General features: G+C 36.7%; 18 protein-coding genes. 6 read left to right on the plus strand and 12 right to left on the minus strand.

Annotation, left to right across the window (positions count from 1 at the left end; all coding sequences use genetic code 11):
- Window positions 1–26: 26 nt before the first annotated feature.
- The 12 genes from ACQWU4_RS06430 to ACQWU4_RS06485 form a co-directional block, all read right to left on the minus strand.
- Complete coding sequence (locus ACQWU4_RS06430; RefSeq protein ID WP_429934947.1) at window positions 27–491, minus strand: regulatory protein RecX; 465 nt, start codon at window positions 489–491, stop codon at window positions 27–29.
- A gap of 63 nt (window positions 492–554) precedes the next feature.
- Window positions 555–1,820, minus strand: coding sequence for a serine hydroxymethyltransferase (gene glyA / locus ACQWU4_RS06435; protein ID WP_429934948.1), 1,266 nt, complete (start codon window positions 1,818–1,820; stop codon window positions 555–557).
- A gap of 119 nt (window positions 1,821–1,939) precedes the next feature.
- Window positions 1,940–2,362 carry an arsenate reductase ArsC gene (locus ACQWU4_RS06440; RefSeq protein WP_429934949.1) on the minus strand — a complete coding sequence of 141 codons (423 nt, stop codon included), beginning with the start codon at window positions 2,360–2,362 and terminating at the stop codon, window positions 1,940–1,942.
- Between the two features lie 9 nt (window positions 2,363–2,371).
- The gene (locus ACQWU4_RS06445) at window positions 2,372–2,827 is read right to left on the minus strand and encodes a DUF6428 family protein (RefSeq protein ID WP_429934950.1); all 456 of its coding nucleotides are present in this window, start codon (window positions 2,825–2,827) and stop codon (window positions 2,372–2,374) included.
- Between the two features lie 57 nt (window positions 2,828–2,884).
- Window positions 2,885–3,211 carry an ArsR/SmtB family transcription factor gene (locus ACQWU4_RS06450; protein WP_429934951.1) on the minus strand — a complete coding sequence of 109 codons (327 nt, stop codon included), beginning with the start codon at window positions 3,209–3,211 and terminating at the stop codon, window positions 2,885–2,887.
- A 112-nt stretch (window positions 3,212–3,323) separates the two neighbouring features.
- A complete protein-coding gene (locus ACQWU4_RS06455) occupies window positions 3,324–4,220 on the minus strand; it encodes an NAD(P)/FAD-dependent oxidoreductase (RefSeq protein ID WP_429934952.1) in 897 nt (298 codons plus the stop codon).
- A gap of 202 nt (window positions 4,221–4,422) precedes the next feature.
- Window positions 4,423–5,175, minus strand: coding sequence for a subclass B1 metallo-beta-lactamase (bla, locus tag ACQWU4_RS06460; protein WP_429934953.1), 753 nt, complete (start codon window positions 5,173–5,175; stop codon window positions 4,423–4,425).
- Window positions 5,176–5,234: 59 nt separating this feature from the next.
- Entirely contained in the window at window positions 5,235–6,758 is a 1,524-nt protein-coding gene (locus ACQWU4_RS06465; protein ID WP_429934954.1) for a glycosyltransferase family 39 protein, read from the minus strand.
- Between the two features lie 132 nt (window positions 6,759–6,890).
- On the minus strand, window positions 6,891–8,084 hold the full coding sequence (locus ACQWU4_RS06470) for an efflux RND transporter periplasmic adaptor subunit (RefSeq protein WP_429934955.1): 1,194 nt from the start codon (window positions 8,082–8,084) through the stop codon (window positions 6,891–6,893).
- Between the two features lie 90 nt (window positions 8,085–8,174).
- On the minus strand, window positions 8,175–9,446 hold the full coding sequence (locus ACQWU4_RS06475) for an ABC transporter permease (protein ID WP_429934956.1): 1,272 nt from the start codon (window positions 9,444–9,446) through the stop codon (window positions 8,175–8,177).
- Window positions 9,447–9,567: 121 nt separating this feature from the next.
- Window positions 9,568–10,797, minus strand: coding sequence for an ABC transporter permease (locus ACQWU4_RS06480; RefSeq protein WP_429934957.1), 1,230 nt, complete (start codon window positions 10,795–10,797; stop codon window positions 9,568–9,570).
- A gap of 91 nt (window positions 10,798–10,888) precedes the next feature.
- Complete coding sequence (locus ACQWU4_RS06485) at window positions 10,889–11,578, minus strand: ABC transporter ATP-binding protein (protein WP_048502390.1); 690 nt, start codon at window positions 11,576–11,578, stop codon at window positions 10,889–10,891.
- Window positions 11,579–12,003: 425 nt separating this feature from the next.
- Here ACQWU4_RS06485 and ACQWU4_RS06490 point away from each other — a divergent pair, with 425 nt between their 5' ends.
- The 6 genes from ACQWU4_RS06490 to ACQWU4_RS06515 all read left to right on the plus strand — a co-directional run bounded on the left by ACQWU4_RS06490 (window position 12,004) and on the right by ACQWU4_RS06515 (window position 20,207).
- The gene (locus tag ACQWU4_RS06490; protein ID WP_111956534.1) at window positions 12,004–12,978 is read left to right on the plus strand and encodes a ribonucleotide-diphosphate reductase subunit beta; all 975 of its coding nucleotides are present in this window, start codon (window positions 12,004–12,006) and stop codon (window positions 12,976–12,978) included.
- A gap of 203 nt (window positions 12,979–13,181) precedes the next feature.
- A complete protein-coding gene (locus ACQWU4_RS06495; protein WP_429934958.1) occupies window positions 13,182–13,469 on the plus strand; it encodes a hypothetical protein in 288 nt (95 codons plus the stop codon).
- 48 nt (window positions 13,470–13,517) lie between these two features.
- Entirely contained in the window at window positions 13,518–15,185 is a 1,668-nt protein-coding gene (locus ACQWU4_RS06500; protein ID WP_429935082.1) for a ribonucleoside-diphosphate reductase subunit alpha, read from the plus strand.
- 702 nt (window positions 15,186–15,887) lie between these two features.
- Window positions 15,888–16,460, plus strand: coding sequence for a hypothetical protein (locus tag ACQWU4_RS06505; RefSeq protein ID WP_429934959.1), 573 nt, complete (start codon window positions 15,888–15,890; stop codon window positions 16,458–16,460).
- Between the two features lie 6 nt (window positions 16,461–16,466).
- Window positions 16,467–18,035, plus strand: a complete 1,569-nt coding sequence (locus tag ACQWU4_RS06510; protein WP_429934960.1) for a hypothetical protein — start codon at window positions 16,467–16,469, stop codon at window positions 18,033–18,035.
- A gap of 207 nt (window positions 18,036–18,242) precedes the next feature.
- Window positions 18,243–20,207, plus strand: a complete 1,965-nt coding sequence (locus tag ACQWU4_RS06515) for a T9SS type A sorting domain-containing protein (protein ID WP_429934961.1) — start codon at window positions 18,243–18,245, stop codon at window positions 20,205–20,207.
- Window positions 20,208–20,275 lie beyond the last annotated feature (68 nt).

A 20,275-nucleotide genomic window follows, 5' to 3' on the forward strand; every position in this document is an offset into this window, starting at 1 on the left:
AATCTTTTCTTTTTTCAATTCTCTACTTATGTTTCGTCAAAAGTATCATTTATTTTTTCATATTCAAAGCCTCTGCTCATCAAATATTTTATTGTTTTGGATTTTTTCTGGTATTCCTGCATTCCTTTCTGTCTGGAATAATAATCTTCGAAGATTTTTTTGATCATTTTTTGATAATCTTCTTCATCTATTTCGTCAAAACAGCTGCTGATCAATTTTTCAGAGATCTGTTTCTGTTTAAGATGCATCTTGATTTTATTCCTGCCCCAGTGCTTGATATAAAACTTCCCTCTGATATAACTGCGCGTAAATCGTTCTTCATTGAGATAGTTTTCTTTCAGAAGATAAAGGATAATTTCATCTTTTGCTTCATCAATAAGCAGGAATTCTCTCATTTTCTGCTCAACTTCTGCATGGCAACGGTCCTGGTAAACACAGTAGTTTACCAGTTTCAGTTTTATTTCATCAAAGGTGAAAGATTTTTTCTCCATAATCAGATATGAAAAAGAATGGACAAGATGCCCATTCTTTATATTATAATGTTTTAAATCAAATTAATAGTTGAACAGTGCTTTACCTTCCATTAATTCATTTACTTTCTTTCTTACAGAGCCTATAACTTCTTCATTTTTGATATTGTCAACCACATCGGAGATTAATCCTGCAATTGTATCCATATCATTTTCTTTAAGACCTCTTGTTGTGATCGCGGCAGTTCCCAGTCTGATACCGGAAGTAGTGAACGGCGACTTGTCATCAAAAGGAACCATATTTTTGTTACATGTAATATCTGCAAGCACTAAAGCTTTTTCAGTTTCTTTTCCGTTTACATTCTTATTTCTAAGATCTACCAGCATTAAATGATTGTCTGTACCTCCGCTTACAATATCGAAACCTCTGTCGATCATCGCTTTGGATAACGCCTGTGCATTAGCTTTAACCTGTTTAGCATATGTTTCAAACTGGCCATCCAGTGCTTCTCCGAAAGCCACAGCTTTTCCTGCAATAACGTGTTCCAATGGACCACCCTGAATTCCTGGGAAAACAGCTCCGTCCAATACCTGGCTCATCATTTTTGTTTCTCCTTTCGGAGTTTTATGACCGTAAGTATTTTCAAAATCTTTACCCATCATGATCATTCCTCCTCTTGGACCTCTTAAAGTCTTATGGGTGGTAGTAGTCACTACATGGCAATGTTCGAATGGTGAGTTTAACAGTCCTTTTGCCACTAAACCGGCCGGGTGAGCAATATCTGCCCAAAGTGTAGCTCCGATCTCATCAGCAACTTCTCTGAATTTAGCATAATCAAGATCTCTTGAATAAGCCGAGAAACCTGCAATTAACATTTTAGGTCTTTCTCTCAAAGCAACCTCTCTCATCTGATCATAATCGATAAGTCCTGTTTCTTTCTGAACACCATAAGAAACTACCTGATATTGAATACCTGAGAAGTTCACTGCTGAACCATGAGTAAGGTGCCCTCCCATAGAAAGGTCCATTCCCATGATTTTGTCTCCTGCTTTCAAAACAGCAAGATAAATGGCAGCATTAGCCTGAGAGCCTGAATGCGGCTGTACATTGACGTAATCTACACCGAAAAGTTCTTTTGCTCTGTTGATGGCCAATGTTTCAACCTCATCTACAACTTCACAGCCTCCGTAATATCTTTTTCCGGGATACCCTTCAGCATATTTATTGGTCAGTACACTTCCCATTGCTTTCATTACGTTCTCAGAAACAAAGTTTTCTGATGCAATAAGCTCTAATCCATGGGATTGTCTTTGTCTTTCTTTTTCAATCAGGTCGAAAATAATGTCCATTTTACTTTTAGTTTTTGAAATTTTTCACCCCAAATGTACGGAATTTCCTGTAAGATTTTTGTATCAGAAAGTATGATTTTAGACCTGCTATTTTACAAAGCTTTTATATTTATTATTTATTACAGGTTTTCTTCTGCAAACTTTCTGCAGTAACTTTTAATCAGATTTCTTGTATTGATAAAATTCCGGTTTATTTCTTCTTCTGTTCCTGAAGTTTTCGAAGGATCGGGGAAGTTTTGATGAATTTTTTTTGCTTCAGTCGGAAAATAGGGACAATTCTCTCTGGCATGATCGCAGACTGTAATTACAAAATCAAATTCCATATTCTTATATTCATCAATAAGGTTAGAAGTCTGCATGGAAATATCAATCCCGTCTTTTTTCATTACCCGAACAGCATCCTGATTGAGTCCGTGGGTCTCAATACCTGCACTGTAGATCTCTGCTTTACCTTCTGTAAAATACTTTAAATAACCTTCCGCCATCTGGCTTCTGCAGCTGTTTCCGGTGCAAAGGACAAGAACTTTTTTCTTTATCATCATAACCAGATATTAACAACATCCTGATTCCGGGCTGCAACATGCACTTGCTGTTCCGCTCAACTGCTGAACAGATTCTATTCCACAGGCATCTGCAGCTAGGCAGGCCGTAAGTTTGTTTTTTAGGATAAAGTTTTTACCGTTAAATTCCAGATCATATTTTCCAATGGTCTGATCCTGATATTCTACTTCTATTTCAAAATCTCCTATCCCTAGTTTCTCCTCTGAAAGGTTAATAATGTGCAGCAGTTTTCCGGGCTTCAGGCGGTGTTCATAATCATTAGCATTCCAAAGCTGAAAATTAACTCTTTCCTCTTTTCTTATTGTTCCTCCGCAGTCGATAAAGTTTTTGGTGATCGATCCTATCTCTGTAACATGGAAATGTTCCGGTACAAATCTTCCATCCTCTAACTGAAATTCTACATTTTCCAATGCAGGTAAAATGTTTTTAATGTCTGATAGTTTCATAGTTCAATATTTTAAATTGCTATAATGCAATATTACGATAATATGATTCAAAAAATTTTAACAGCACTTCTGCTTTTTAACGGTGGAAATAATATTTGCAAAGAAGACATTCAAAATTTCAAAAGCGCTCTCGTCAATACAATAACATACAGAATTGCCCTCAATATTTCCTTTGATAAGTCCTGCATTCTTTAATTCTTTCAGGTGCTGTGATACCGTTGGCTGGGCAAGGGGAAGCTCACTGACAATATCCCCACAGATACACTCATTAACTTTTAAGAGATACTCAATGATTGCAACTCTTGCAGGATGCCCCAAAGCTTTTGCAATGACTGCGATTCTATTTTGTTCATTCGTGAAGAAGTCAGTTTTCGTAGCTCCCATAGCATTTATTTAATATCGCAATATTACGATAATAATTTTTAACAGCAAAGTTTTAAAAAGAAAATCCCCGCAGAAATTTCTGCAGGGACTTCACCAATTGATAATATAATAATTAAAACTTTTCTTCTGAAAGTTCCTTATTAACTACTGCTCCTGTGAAATTTCCCTGAGCAGTCGCACTTGCAACAGACCTCATCATGGTTGTATTATCCCCGCATGCAAAAACTCCGGGGATATTTGTTTTCTGCATAAAATCAACCTTGATAAATCCTTGCTCGGTAAGCTCACAACCAATATCCGAAACGTTAATATTCTGCCCGAAAGGTATTTTGGCATAAAGTGCTTTTAAAGAAATTTCCTTTCCGCTTTTAAAAACGATTTTTTTGATATTTCCGTTTTCATGTTCTATTTTTTCAACTTCATCTTCTACCAGACTGATATTATTCTGAGCCAGCTTATCTTTCTGATCTTTCGAAAGAACTGATGGCCCGTTACTCAATAAGAAAAGATCTTTCGTCAAATTGTATACTAATTTTGAAAAATCATAACCCATATCGCCGTCTGAAAGTATTCCGGTCACTTCATTCTTCACTTCATACCCATGGCAGTAAGGGCAATGCAGCACGGAAATTCCCCAGCACTCTGCAAATCCAGGGATAGCCGGCATAATATCTTTCACGCCTGATGCAAGGACCAGTTTTTTAGCATAAAACTTTTCACCATCAGAGGTTTCGGCTTCAAATCCCTCATTTGTGTTTCTCAATTTTACAACAGAACCTTCATGAAATTTCACGGTTTCATATGCTTCAACCTGTTTTCTGGCAAGGTCAGAAATTTCTTTTGGTGTTTTTCCGTCGTGCGTAATGAAGTTATGGGAATGCGGAGTCTGTCTGTTGCATGGTTTTCCGCTGTCTATAATCAGGGTATTTCTTAATGATCTTCCCAAAGACATTCCTGCTGATAACCCGGCATAGCTTCCTCCTATGATGATTACATCGAAGTTTTTCATTTAATTGATGGTTTTGTTTGTGGCTAAATATTTTCTGCAAATCCACTATAGTGCTTTTGCTATACAAAGGTATAACAAAATCTCATTAATGAAACAATGTTGCATTAATATTTCGTAATTATTTAAAAGTAGAAGTATTTTAACCTGAAACAGCTGTAAAATTTTTATACTTTGCCGGAATATTCAGTTTAATGAGTCATTTTTATTGCCTGAACAGCTTAATAGTATAGTCCAACAGCTCTTGACCTCCTGTTTCTCCATGTCCGGGAATTACAAGCTTCACATCCGGATATTGGGCTTTTACTTTTTCTACTGTTTGGGACCAGATGTGAATATTAGCATCTCCGAGATATCCTTTTGTGGCATCTATCTCTTTGATCAGGCAGCCTCCAAACATCGCTTTTTGATCAGGAACATAGGCCACGACATTGTCTTTCGTATGGCCTTCTCCAAAGTATTTCACCAGAATTTTATGTTTTCCTGCGTTCAAAGTTATCGTATCATTAAATGCATGATTGGGAACTCCGAAACCTGTTTGTTTTTTAGCAAGTTCCACCGTTTTAGTTTCGCCATAGGACGGAATGTTGTTTTTATCGAATTCTTTCAGCCCTCCCAGACTGTCATCATGAAAATGGGTTGCTACCACGGCATTTACTTTTGCATGTAAACTATTTTGAATCCAGGAAATTAATTCCCCGGAACTTTTATCATTGGCTGGTGTATCGAGAATCACAGTTTCGTTTCCGCCTTTTACAATCATTCCGTTGCATGGAACTTTTCCAAAGGATTCGGTATCTTTATATGAAATATGCTGGTAAATATCATCAGACAGCTGCATAACAGACAGATTAACCGTTTTGTAGACGATTTTAGCTTTTTCCTCTTTTTTCTGAGGGCTGCAGCTTAATACAAACAGCGTTGAGGATAAGAATAAAATTCCGGGTAGTGATTTCATAGCAACTAAATTAGAAAACATTTTACATCTTGAGATGGTACATCATCATTAATTAAGTGTTAATATCTGGATTTCACTTCAATAATTTCATCCCTGATCCTTGTACGGATATCAATTTTTGCCCCTTTGAAACTAAAAACAGTTGCTCCTCTTTCGCGGGCAAATTTATTGACAATGGAATCTGCTGCTTTGGAACTTTCAAAATATGGACCTGTCTCTTTTAACTCATCATCTTCTTTGGAGGGTTCTTTTACTCTGATCAGGTTATCATATTTTTTACTGAGATCAAACCAATTGATATAATCTGCATTAAAGGAAACTGCTTTCACTCCTTTTCTGGAATAATAATTAATTGCTCCTGCCTGACCATAATTATCACAAAGAACTAATGTCCTGCCAGTCCCGGAAAGTAGTGAGTATTCTTTATCTACTTTTTGGGAAAGCTCTTTCCAGCCCTGCATATCTGCAAAATCCTGAGGCAACGAATGGTCTTCTCCGTCTTCCCATCGAAGCAGTCCCATCTTTTTATATTTTTCGGGATGGCTCACGATATATTCGGGGCTTTTGTTAGGAAAAGCAAGGTTATATAAGGGTAAAAACAGCAATATGGGAATCAGGATAAAGACAGGTTTCAGGAATTTACGCCAGCCTTTTTCGAAGACATGGGACAGAAAAACGGCTCCAAATGTAATGAAAACAGGATAAAGCCCAATTGCATAATAATCTTTGGCCCTGAAAAATACAAACAGAACAATAGTAATAGTATATATCCAAAAGAAGGATCTGAATTTTTCAAACGGTTTATAAAAAAGCAGGGCATACAATCCGGCAATGATTACCGGCAGCGAGCCTATAAAGAAGAGGAGCTGGGATTTAAAGAAATCAAACCTGTCAACATGAACCAACTGTCTTTCGGAAAGTTCTTTCATGTGATACACGACAGGAAAATCATTATGATACTGCCACAACAGATTAGGAGACATAATAATCAAAGCCAGCAATCCGGCACTGTAAAGATGGGGCTGAGTAAAAATTTTCCTTTCTTTGGTCAGCAGAATTGCCGGAATAATTCCCAATACAGAAAAGACGATATTGTACTTATTTAAAAAGCCTGTTCCAAATATTACTGCAGCAATGTAGAGCCATTTCACTTTTCCGGAATTTAAATAAAGTATTAATGTATAATAAATAAGTGTCCATAAGAGGATTTCCAAAGAAGTCGGCTGAAAAAGCATATTGACACGAAGAAGTACTGAAAGCAGAATACCTGTTGAAGCAAGAATTTTAGCATATAAACTGCCCTGAAGTTCGTCGATCATTTTCCATACAGCAACAATCGTCAGTGCTCCGAAGAGTGCAGGGAAAAATTTCACCCAGAATATAGATCCTCCCAGCATTTTAATAAACCAAGCCAGCCAGGAATTCACAGGAGGCACAGAAAGATATCCCCAGGCGAGATGGTTGGCCTGATCGAGATGCAGGTATTCATCTCTGTGGAGTTCGTATTCGGGGCTGATCAGGGAATACTGAAGGATGAACTTTACGATTACAAAGAAAAAAAGAAGCAAATAGTTTTTCTTCATGGCTTATGTCCGTTATTTCTTTTAAGACAATTTATTAAAAATATCCATTACATCAATTCAATCAATTAAAAATAAAAATCCTGAGAAAAATTTTCTCAGGATTTTACAGTTTAAATATATAGTGATTGTTTACTATTTTTTCTTTTCTTTAAGCTCTTCTTTGTCTTTATCGGAAGGGTTCCATACTTTCACTTCAGAGTCTGCTTTAAGGCCGGAAAGGATCTGTACATTGATACCGTCACTTGCTCCCAGCTTCACATATACTTTTTTGAACTTCCCGTCAGTCTGCTTCACTTCTACAAATGGAGTGTCTTTACCGTTTTTCTTTTCATACTGGATAAGTGATTCATCCAAAAGCAATGCATGTTTTTCAGATTTCAGGACGATTTCTCCGTTGGCAGAAAATCCGGCTCTGATATATTCATTGTTAGGATTATTTACATCACCTTCAACCGGGAATTTTATGGTTCCTAAGTTATCTTTCCCTTTTGGAGCGATCATCGTCAGTTTTCCCGGGAACGTTTTGTTCTGAAGGGCACCGATTACGATTTTCATATCCATTCCCTGCTTAAGCTTTCCGGCTTGGGCTTCATCTATTTCTCCTTGAAAGATCAATGAATTAAGGTCTGCAATGGAACAGATTGTTGTACCTGCGTTGAATGAGTTAGCTTCAATTACCTGACTTCCTACTTTTACAGGAACTTCAAGAACAGTACCTGCTGCTTTGGAACGGATTTGTGTTGTTGCCAATCCCTGAAGCTCCGGAGTAGCTCCCGTTTTTACAATCTGCAATCTTTTTTGAGCTGTTGCCAACTGCTGATTAGCGTTTTTAAGAGACTGCTGCTGAGAAAACAGCTGCTGCTGAGAGTTTAAATACTCCTGCTTGGAAATAACCCCCTGCTTATACAGTTTTTCCTGCATGGCAAATTGCTTCTGCATATTATCCACGTTCATTTTGGCATTGCTGATTTGCAGCTGGGAGTTTACCACTTCCTGCTGAGCATTGTTTACATCAGCAATATTAGGAATGATTCTCACGGTAGCGATCAACTGCCCTGCTTCCACCTTATCTCCTTCATCTACAAGGATCTTATCTATGATTCCTGCAATATTGGGCTTGATCTCGATCTCTTCTTTAGGAATGATCTTCCCGGTTGCCATTACCTTGTCTTCCATGTCCTGGTACTTTGGTTTTCTGGTCAGGAAAGCTTCACTCTGTTTAGAATTGGATTTCACGAGATACCCGATCCCGGAGAACAATGCCACTGCAAATAAAAGCCCGAGTACAATATAAATGGCTTTTTTCCAAGTGAATTTCTTTTTCATATATCTAGTTTATTTTTTACTATTAAAAGGTTAAAGATTTAAAATATTCAATGATTTAAAAATTAAAAAATCATTTTTCAAATTAGCATATTATTCCGATCTCAATGCTTCAATCGGCCGGATCTTTACTGCACGCTGTGCGGGGATCATCCCGATAATCAGACCAAGAATAACCATTACCGCCATGGCTCCGAATACATTCCCATAATTGACAGTCGGATTGTAGAACGGAAATTCATCCTGATTTTGAGTCACCAGATTTAAAATGATGAGGACAAATATTCCAAACATGAACCCGAGAATTCCTGAGGAGAGTGTAATGACAACACTTTCCAGAAGGATCTGGTTTCTTACTTCGGCAGGTTTTGCTCCTAAAGCCCTGCGTATTCCAATTTCTTTAGTTCTTTCCGTTACAGTGATCAGAAGGATATTTGAGATAGCAATAACTCCTGCAAGAATAGTGAGTGTTCCTACAATAATTGTTAAAAGCTGCATCCCTGTAAGGAAACCTGTCAGTTTTTTAAATTCTTTTCCCAAATTGAAACTTCCAAAGGCATTGGTATCTTCGGGAGATACTTTATTTTTGGTCTTCAATACCTGTTTTACATCTTCCTCTACTCCATTTACATTGGCGTTGGGCTTGCTTACAATAGCAAACATATCAATCTGTTCTCCGGCATTATACATTTTTGTATAGGTTGAAAGTGGGATGAAAGCCGTTCTGTCATTTTCAAAACCTCCTCCTTTTTTCACTCTGAAAACACCAATCACATTGAAGAATATACCTTTTATATTGACCTGTTTTCCAACTGGATCTTCTTTTTTCTTGGCATCAAAGAAGTTTTTATAAATCTCTTCTCCAATTACCGCCACATTTTTATTTCCAAGAACATCGGCATCATTGATGTAACGTCCGAAAATAAGTTTCTTTTCAGAAATTTTATTTCCCACGGAGTAGTCTCCCGTAAGCGAATAAGTTCCGTTTTTACCGTTTCTTGACATGGATTCACCGGGTGTTCCGGTAAAGCTTCCTCTGGCATTCTGCGGGGAGATATAATCTATGGCATTGACTTTTCTTTTGAGCATCTCCATATCGGATAACTTGAGATGTACTTCTCTTCCTTTTGGAAATCCATCATATGGAATGGAGGTTTTCTGAGCCCAAAGAAAAATGGAGTTGGTCGCAAATCCTGAAAACAATTTATCAAAACCATTTTCCATCCCTTTTGCAGCCCCAAGAAGACTCACATACAAAAACATTCCCCAGCCTACACCAATCATAGTAAGGAACGTCCGAAGCTTATTATTCCTCAGTGAATAATAAATTTCCTGCCAAGTATCTTTTTTAAATAAAATGTTCACTTCTTTGAGTTATAAGTTTATATATAAATGATAGCTGATAAATGATGATTGATAATAGTTGCAGATCATTTCCTCATCACAGTATCAAATTTCCGGATTATTTCTTTTCAATTACGCGTCCTTATTCCGTTCTCAATGCTTCTATCGGCTTGATTTTGGATGCCCTGTATGCCGGAACAAACCCTGCAATAAGCCCTGAACATACCAATGCTATAAAGGCCATAAAGATTGTTCCCCATCCTACACTGGGACTCTTAATGAAATATTCTTCAAGACTGTCTCCTATTAAACTGAGAGCCAATACTCCTATCGCCACTCCAATAATTCCTGAAAATACTGTTATCACAACACTTTCCTGTACAATAAGGGCAACAATACTTCTCGGTTTAGCTCCAATCGCTTTTCGGACACCAATCTCTTTGGTTCTTTCTTTTACGATATATACCATAATGTTACTGATCCCGATAATTCCTGCCAGCAATGTTCCCAATCCGATAAAACCTACAATAAGGGTAAGAACTGCCATAAACTGGAAGGTTTCGTTCATATTCTGGGCGTTATTCCAGACACGGACTCCGTTTTCATCGTCAGGAGCAACATTCTTTCTTGCTTTTAATCTGTCTTTAAGCTCGTCACCATATTTAATGGCTTCCTGCGGAGTCAGTTTTTCATTATAGGCAATATAGGCGGTAGATACTGTATCTGAACCTTTTTTCATCTGCTGAAGGGTTGTGATTGGAACTGTAATATGTCTTTCATCCCAGTCTCCTCCATCATCCGAAAATACTCCTACTACTTTGAACATGGTCCCGTTGATATTCAGATCTTTTCCCACCGGACTTCCGTTCTTGATTAAGTCACGCTGAACCATTCTCCCGATCACAGCTACATTCAGCTTTCTCTCAAGGTCCATAGGGGTAAGATAACGTCCGTCAAGCATTTTTCTGTTCTCAATGACTTTTTCTCCAGGTTCTGCTCCGTTGATCTGATAGGTACCACTTTCTTTACCATATTTTACCATTAAGCTTGTGCTATATCTTGGACTGGCATCGCCTACTTTTTCTTTGTCTGTATTGATCAGAAAATCGTAGTCATCATTATCCATGGTAACTGTTCTGTCAGACTGGAGACCTTTATACGCTATAGTGGTTTTGCCTGTATAGATCGTAATCAGGTTCTGTGCATCTCTTGCAAAACCTTCGGTAAAAGCATTTTGCAGCCCCTTTCCTATCCCGAAAAGAACAACAAAAATAAACAGCCCCAAAGCCACAGTAAATCCCGAAAGCACTGTCCGCAATACATTACTGCGAATAGAACTGAATATTTCCTGCCAACGATCTAGGTCAAACATAGTTTTTATTTTTTTACTTTGTAAAAGTCAATTAACTGCGTTACAAATTTTCTTCGAAGTCAATTAACCCTGGTGTCAATCTTATTTTCAATTACAAAACAATCTGCTTGATAAATTCATCACTTTCTATAATTCCATCTTTCAGAATTACATTTCTTTTCGTCTGTGCAGCCACATCAGGTTCGTGGGTTACAACAATGATCGTTCTTCCCTCATTATTGATATCCTGAAGAAGCTTCATAATATCATGCGTTGTTTTTGAATCCAGTGCTCCTGTCGGCTCATCTGCCAGAACAACTTTAGGATCCGTGATCAGCGCTCTTGCAATGGCAACCCTCTGTTTCTGTCCTCCGGAAAGCTCGTTGGGAAGATGACCAGCCCACTGTCCAAGACCTACTTTTTCAAGATATTCCAGTGCTTTCTGATTACGTTCTTTTCTCGGAACATTCTGATAATATAAAGGAAGAGCCACATTTTCCAGAGCCGTTTTATAGCTGATCAGGTTGAAAGACTGAAAAATAAAGCCAAGAAACTTACTTCTGTACTCTGCTGCTTTTACCTCGGACAAATGCTCAATCGGAACTCCATCCAGCTCATAAGTTCCTGAATCTTTTTCATCCAGAATACCGATGATATTAAGAAGCGTAGATTTTCCGGAACCGGAACTTCCCATAATAGATACAAACTCGCCTTCGGAAATATTAAGATTAATTCCTTTAAGAACGTGCAGCTTGCTTTTCCCTGTATCGTATGATTTATGTAAATCCTGAATTACTAACATTAAGTGGTGCTTGTTTTATAACCAATAAGTAGATGATAATTTCAATTTGTTACAAGAAGAATAATTTATTCAAATATTTTATTGTTTAATAAAATAACCCTTTATTTATAGCACATTACAAAAAAGTGTTTAACCGTAACTTTAATTTTTCATTTATTTTTTATGTATAACCCTGTCTAAGCCATTATTCGTGGCGGTTTCATGTAAATGTGGAAAACTTTTACAGTTAAAACTCAGCCAATTAGTATTTACCCCTTTTAAAATCAGTTCTTTTTTTCGAACTTTGTCATTAGTTCTTTACAAGAAACCAACACAAATGAATGTGAATATGTTTCAAATGTAAATACCAAAAATACAAGAAGTTAAGCATTACTTCAAAGTTATCCACAGTGATGCAGATTATTTAATTTTAAAGATATTTTAATATGGGAATTTTCGATAAAAGAGTAAGTTACAAGCCATTTGAATACCCTGAGGTTCTTCAGTTTGTAGAGGCGATCAACAAATCGTTCTGGGTGCATTCGGAAGTGGATTTTACTGCAGATGTTCAGGATTTTCATTCGCAGTTAGAGCCGCACGAAAAACATGCTGTAAAAAATGCGCTTTTAGCCATTGCACAGATCGAGGTGTCCGTAAAGACATTCTGGGGGAACCTATACAACCACTTACCAAAACCTGAATTCAATGGCCTTGGAGCTACTTTTGCAGAATGTGAATTCCGTCATTCTGAAGCATATTCCCGATTGGTAGAAGTATTAGGATATAACGAAGAATTTTCCAATGTTATAGAAATTCCTGCCGTGAAAAAGAGAATTGACTTCCTGTCAAACGTTCTGAAACACGCCAATTCTACAACACCTAAAGAATATGTTTCTTCCCTTTTATTATTCAGCATCCTGATTGAAAACGTTTCGCTTTTCTCACAATTTGCAATCATCCTTTCTTTCACAAGATTCAAAGGATATATGAAAAACGTTTCCAATATCATCGCATGGACTTCCGTTGATGAGCAGATCCACGCCAATGCAGGAATTTATCTGATCAACAAAATCCGTGAAGAACAACCAGACCTGTTGACAGATTCAGACATTGAAGATATCTACACCCTGGTAGACCAATCCATTGAGCTGGAAGGTGAAATCCTTGACTGGATCTTTGAATTGGGAGAATTAAGTGTTTTCTCAAAAGAAGACCTTCTGAACTTTATGAAGTACCGTGTAGATGACAGTTTAAAAAAGATCAATATGGAAACCCGTTACAACGTTTCTCCCGAACAATACCGTCCGATGAAATGGTTTGAAGAAGAGGTTTTTGCTAATTCTATGGATGATTTCTTTGCAAAAAGACCAGTGGATTATACAAAACACGATAAGAGTATTACAGCAAACGATTTGTTTTAAAATAAAGGCGCGAGCGAAGCGAGCGTCAAAGCAGATAGTATTAGCAATGTCATGCTGAGCAGAGTCGAAGCATCTTAAAACAAAACATAAACTTAATACTCTAAACAACTAAAAAAAGCCTTAGTGTTTAAATTTAAAACATTAAGAAAGATTTTAGAATTAAGAAATTTTCTCCGGGTAATCAGAATATCAAAGCACAAAAAATGATCAATGTAATTGTAACCTACACCGTAAAACCTGAATACGTGTCAGAAAACAAAACCCACATTCAAACATTTCTTGATGATTTCAAAAATCTGGATCAGGAAACATTTGAGTATAAGGTGTACTTAAAAGAAGACGGCGTTACTTTCTTACATTACTCAAATTATATCAATGAAGAAATTCAGCATAAGGTTTTAAACACACCTTCTTTTAAAGAATTTCAAAGATTAAGAGATGAAAGCGGGCTGAACGGTACGCACAAAGTGGAAATATTACAATCAATATAAAAAGCAACAAAATTCCGGAGTATAAACACTGCCCCGGAATTCGAAAATATAACATCTATGGAAGAACAAAATTCAAATATATGGTGGCTCAACGAAGAGTCTGAGCAGATGCTGAACAGAGGATATCTGTTAAAAGGGGAAACTGTGGACGGAGCCATTGACAGGATTACTACTGCAGCAGCCAAAAAATTATACAAGCCGGAATTGCAGCCTGCTTTCAAAGAAATGATCACCAAAGGATGGATCAGCTTCTCCTCTCCTGTCTGGGCGAACATGGGAACACAGCGAGGTCTTCCTATTTCCTGTTTTAATGTTCACATTCCGGACAGTATTGAAGGAATTACCCACAAAATGGGTGAAGTAATCATGCAGACGAAGATTGGAGGCGGAACTTCAGGATATTTTGGAGAGCTTAGAAACAGAGGAACTGCTGTAACGGATAACGGAAAATCTTCAGGAGCGGTTTCGTTCATGAAATTATTCGATACTGCAATGGATGTAGTTTCACAGGGAGGTGTAAGAAGAGGTGCTTTTGCTGCTTATTTGGATATCGACCATGGTGATATTGAAGAATTCTTATCAATTAAAGATATTGGAAGTCCCATTCAGAACCTGTTTACGGGAATCTGTGTACCGGATTACTGGATGCAGGATATGATTGACGGTGATATGGATAAACGTAAAATCTGGGCCAGAGTTCTTGAAAGCCGTCAGCAGAAAGGCCTTCCATACATTTTCTTTACCGATAATGTTAACAGAAACAAACCTCAGGTCTATAAAGATCTGGGAATGTCTGTCAATGCAAGTAACCTTTGTTCTGAGATCATGCTTCCCTCTACCAGAGAAGAATCCTTCATCTGCTGTTTATCTTCCATGAACTTAGAGTTATATGATGAGTGGAAAGATACTGATGCTGTAAAATTAGCCGTTTACTTCCTTGATGCTGTTCTAACTGAATTTATTGAAAAAACAGAAGGCAACTATTACCTGCAGGGAGCCAGAAACTTCGCAATGCGTCACAGAGCTCTTGGATTAGGAGTTTTAGGATATCATTCTTATCTGCAGAAAAATATGATTCCGTTTGAAAGCTTTGAGGCAACTCAGTTCAACGCAAGAGCTTTCAGACATATCAAAGAACAGGCGGAAACAGCGTCCAGAGAACTTGCCAATATCTATGGTGAACCGGAATTATTAAAAGGTTACGGATTGAGAAATACCACCACTATGGCTATTGCTCCTACCACTTCAAGTTCTGCGATCCTGGGACAGACTTCTCCGGGAATCGAGCCATTCGCATCCAACTATTACAAAGCTGGTCTTGCCAAAGGAAACTTTATGCGTAAGAACAAATATTTAGCAAAATTATTGGAAGAAAAAGGTCTTGACAATGAAGAAACTTGGAGAACAATCATGCTGAACCATGGTTCTGTACAACATTTGAAAGAGTTAACAGACGAAGAAAAAGCTGTATTTAAAACATTCAAAGAGATTTCTCCAATGGAAATCATCTCTCAGGCTGCACAAAGACAGCAGTATATTGACCAGGCACAGTCTCTGAACTTACAGATCCCATCTACAATGCCTGTAAAAGATGTAAACTATCTTTACATTGAGGCATGGAAAAAAGGAGTAAAAACTCTTTATTATCAGAGAAGCTCTTCCGTCTCTAAAGAAATGATGGTTAATTTTGTAACCTGCTCTGCTTGTGAAGCATAGTATTCATAAATAATAAACGACCCAACATAATACAAAGCACGCTTTTCAGCGTGTTTTTTTTATTCAATTTTAAATTTTAACAAATTTTAACATTTAAATAAATGAAATTTAATTTCCCGTTAATCCTCCATTAATACTGAAAATATTTAATCACCGTTCCCTAAAGAGTGAATCAAGTCCTTCTATCAGAGGTTTTTAGCCACTATTATAAAATAATTTTATATACCTTTGTTCAAAATTTACTAATTAAAGCAATTTTTAATTAAAATAATAATAAAAATATATGAATTGGTATAATTAGAATTAATATAAAAATATATTTATAAGATTTCATTAAATTAAAGTAAATATATTTTAAATAAATATTAATCCAATTCAGATATTAAATATTTATCATCAAAAACAGAAAATTAATTAAAATAGTATATTTTTTAAGTATATATAAAAATAAGGTATTCATAAAAACACAATAAGAAGACAAAGGAATACCCAAATGCATAAATAAAATAAAAACACACAAAACAGCCTCTCACAAATCACTAAATGATGAATCTAAACCAAACAAAAAGTTTTGATTTAATTTTAAATCAAAATAAATTTAATTTATAACAAAAAATAAACAAAACACACAAATTGAACAATTAATTTTCTATTGGCAGGAAATTTGTTAATAGTACAAACACAAAAAAAATTATTTCGAAAATGCACAAAATTATCACTCTAATTTTGGTAATGGCTTTTTGCACCATTACCGCACAGGTGGGTATTAATACTTCAACACCTGACCAAAGTTCTGTTTTAGACATCACAAGTACTTCTAAAGGTGTTCTTCTACCAAGAATCAGCAATCTTTCTTCAGTTACCAATCCTGCTACAGGACTTGTTATTTTTGATACCAACAAAAAATGTATCAGTCAAAATGTAGGAACTCCTGCCACTCCGGATTGGGTATGTCTTTCTCCGTATGTAGCTAAATTTTTCTACATGCCAAGCGTAGTTTTTGACACTACCACACCAGCAACAGGACAAACGAAAGATCTTTACACTTTGTATAAAAACCAGTTCTCGAATGTACCGGCCAATGCCAGAAGTGCATCCGCTCCGGCAACAATTCCGTTTTTTCCAAATGCAACAGATCTGCACTATTACGTAACCGGATATGACTCTTCTGTTTTCAAAATAAACAGTATCAGCAACACGGGTGTATTAAATTACGATGTTTTATCAAATGCTACTTCAGCATCTTTCATCAACATTGTATTTGTTGTAAAATAAGCAGCCATGAAAAAGAATTTTAAAGGGCTGTCTTTGATGAGCCTGGTTTTTATTCTGCTTACCAATTTCGTGTATGCACAGACGGACAGTACTGAGGTAGCAAGTATTTATGGATTTTATTCCTATTCAAGTTCATTGATGAATGCTTCTTCAGCATCAGAACTTTCGATACAGGGAAGTGCCTCCCATACTTCTACAGGAGTACAGCTTACACCTGCAAGCTCGGGACAGTTCGGAGGATTGTTTATCAACGGAAGAACTTTTACTTCGGTAAACGGACTTCATGTTGAATTTGAATATGACATGAAAAACGGAACACCTCTGGGTGGAGCCTATGGGGACGGTTTATCCTTTTTCCTTTATGACGGGGCAGTAACGAGCCCTACCATTGGAGCACCAGGGGCAGGTATTGGGTATTCCTATAACAGAACACAAAACACCTATGCAAGTCAAAGAAAACCAGGTTTATCCGGAGCTTATCTGGGTATTGCACTTGACGAGTTCGGGAATTTTAAATCGAAGCGTTTTCAGGGAGAATCCAGAATAAATGGTATTGCAGGAGTATCATGGAGCCAGGCAACAAGCCATGTTACCTTAAGAGGAGCAATGGGTGCTGCTATCAATTCCAACGGATTAGGATTAGGATACACCGGATATCCGGTTCTTGTTACCCGCTCTACTTTAGGCAATACAGGGGCAGTAGGCAGAATTCTACAAAACGACAGAAGCTATATTGCTACCACAAATACGTTACCTACATTATTTGACCTTAGAAATAATGCAGGAGAGTTCAGAAAGGTATATCTTGACCTGATTCCGCATTTTACAACTCCAACCACAACAGATGGATTTGATATCAAAGTGGACATTCAGACTGCACAAAACGGAACACCTATTAATATAATCAATTATTATCATTACAAGACTTCTGTTCCTTATACTGAAAATGCAAACCCGCAGACTACTGATTTTAATACTTCAGATGTTGAAGGAACTCCCACTTCCCAAACTTTAAATGCAACCGTTCCGGCTGTTTTGAAGTTAGGTTTTGCAGCAGCTACAGGGGGTGCTTTCCAGCAGCATATTATCAGAAATGTAAAACTTACCCTTCCTTACGCTGCTGTTGCGAACGATGATGTTACTTCTACCTGTAAGCTTCAACCGGTGAATATTCCTGTTTTGAATAATGATATTGCCTACAAAGGTCCTATCAGTATAACTACCCCACCAACAGGAAGTAGTGCCAACATAGATTATTCAACTTTCAGTTTTGCAAAAACCAGTGATTCAGATCTTACATTATACCGTAAGAAAGTAACCCCGCAAGGGACATGGACTTATAATAAATCCACAGGTATAGTTACGTTTAATCCTTCAAGCGGATTTACGGGAACGGCTACAATGACCTATACGGTAAAAGGAAGAACTGTAAAGGATTCAAACGGTAAAATCGTTGAGCCTTATGGTGATACTGCTTACCGGTCTGTCCCTGCTACAATTACTGTCAATTTAAAAACCACAGGCTGTATTTACTCTGTTATTTCAAACAAAATGGTAACACAGGGAGTAAAATAAATAAATTAGCATTTTATAAAAAAGCCGTGAAAAATAATTTTTACGGCTTTTTTAATTCTCATAATCCAATAAAAATGAGATATTCCCAATAAAATTCTAATAAAACAAGCTTCTGCAAAAAGTATCTATTATTAGTAAAAAAAATACTATTTTTACCCCATTAGGTTTTTGCACCTATTTATAAAACTAATAACAAAAACACACATTATGAATAAAATTTTACTTACACTAAGTGTAAGCTTTTTCTCTGTAGCCTATTCTCAAAATCTTAATTTTGCCGATTCGAAATTCAAAGCTTTAATTTTAAGTTCAAATCCAAACAATGAAATTGCCAAGGACTCCAATGGGAACCCTATTGCTGTTGACACAAATGGAGATGGAGAAATTCAGGCTTCGGAAGCACAACAGGTAAAAATCCTTTCTGTAATACAGGATCCGAATCAAATGTACATTGATCCTAATGGAAACCCAGGGGACGTGAATAATATCAATCTCGCATATTATAACAGTCATTTACCTGACGGAATTACAGATGCATTACTTTTTCCAAATGTTGAGGAGCTAAATTTCCGGACAACAAAATCTGCCAATATAAGCTTCATTAATAACAGCAAAATAAAGAAAGTAAAGGGAAGACCTTATTATTACGATATGAGCCAGCAGGGGCAGTACGTTGCATCTGCAATTAATCTTTCGTTTGATAATTGTTCCGGAATTCAGAATATTGCTGATGTAATAGCTTATCAAAGTACGCTTAATCCATGGTCTTCAGATCAAAATATTTTAAGAATAAAGAACTGCGCACAAATTAACAGCAATGCGGTTATTGATTCAGCAGAGTTAACAGAATTGTATATCGAGAACTCCAATATCAGTACTTTAACATTCAATTCCTGTAAACTTCTAAAGAAGATATCTGTTCCCAATCTCAGTACTATAACGAAAATATCTGTTTTAGGAGATCCCGGAGCGACCGCACCAGGCTATACCAACCAAAATATTGACCTGATTGCCAATAATTGTATTAATCTGCAGGAAATAACTGCTGATACGGATCATTACAATACTTCAGGAGCTTATTTTTCATCTGCCAATCTAAATGGCTGTACTGCTTTAAAAAAAATAAAAGGGCTTAATTCTCCATCTGTTAATTTTTCAACTGCCGGGCTGATCAATCTGGAAGAGCTTGATTGCTCATTTTATAACAGATATGTCTATTATACTACTTCAGGAAGCTATTTTGGAGATGTAACTTCTCTGAATCTTGCCGGTTTGCCAAAACTTAAAATATTAAAAGCGTTCAACCAGCCTATTACCAATAACGTCAATTTCACTGCAGCAACTGCTTTAGAAAATATTGACATTACTAATTCAAGCGGCTATATGACTACTTTGAATGTAAGTAATCTGCACTATCTTAATACTTTGAAGTCAGCAGTATTGATTTCGTCTAATTCAACTCCTGATCATTTTAACCTGCAGAATATAACCGCACAAAACTGTACGGCATTAACTGATTTACAAATCAACGGAAATTTTAACTTGAAAACGTTAAACCTGCAGAACTGCTCAAGTTTACAGTCTTTAAACCTTCCTCCTGACAGCTCTACGACTCTTTCTTTTTCATCTCTGAACACTTTAAATATACTGCAGTGTGCGGCACTTAACGACTTAACTATCAACAATACGAAAATAACAGAACTGCTTGCATCAGACTGTGTGGCACTCTCTTCAATTGCCCTTGACAGTAATGCCAGTCTTACCTATGCAAATATTAAAAACGGTTCTATAGAAAATGCTTATTTTTTCAATAACAACACTGCTTTGTCTATGTGCGTGGATGCAGCACAGTTAGCCGATTTACAAAGTACCTATTCTAATATTACTTTCACTTCCAGCTGCGGAGGTGTTCTAAGTACGGATAATCTGCCGGCAAAGACAGATACAAATACAACTATTTTTCCTAATCCTGTAAAAGATTTTGTCCAGGTAAAATCTTCGGATACTATTAAAAATGTAAAACTATTTGACGGACAGGGAAGAATAATATTTGATCAGAATTTCAATCAAAATCTGGTAAAAATTAATTTATCGTCTTATCCGAACGGAGTTTACACAATGAAAATAACAGCCGGAAAAGAGGAAGTCACGAAGAAAATAATAAAGAATTAATTCTGAATATTTTAAACTGCAAAACCCTGGAAATTTCTAGGGTTTTTGTTTTATATTTGTTTACAAGT

It is taken from the genome of Chryseobacterium sp. MIQD13 (assembly GCF_050496705.1).
GTDB lineage: Bacteria > Bacteroidota > Bacteroidia > Flavobacteriales > Weeksellaceae > Chryseobacterium.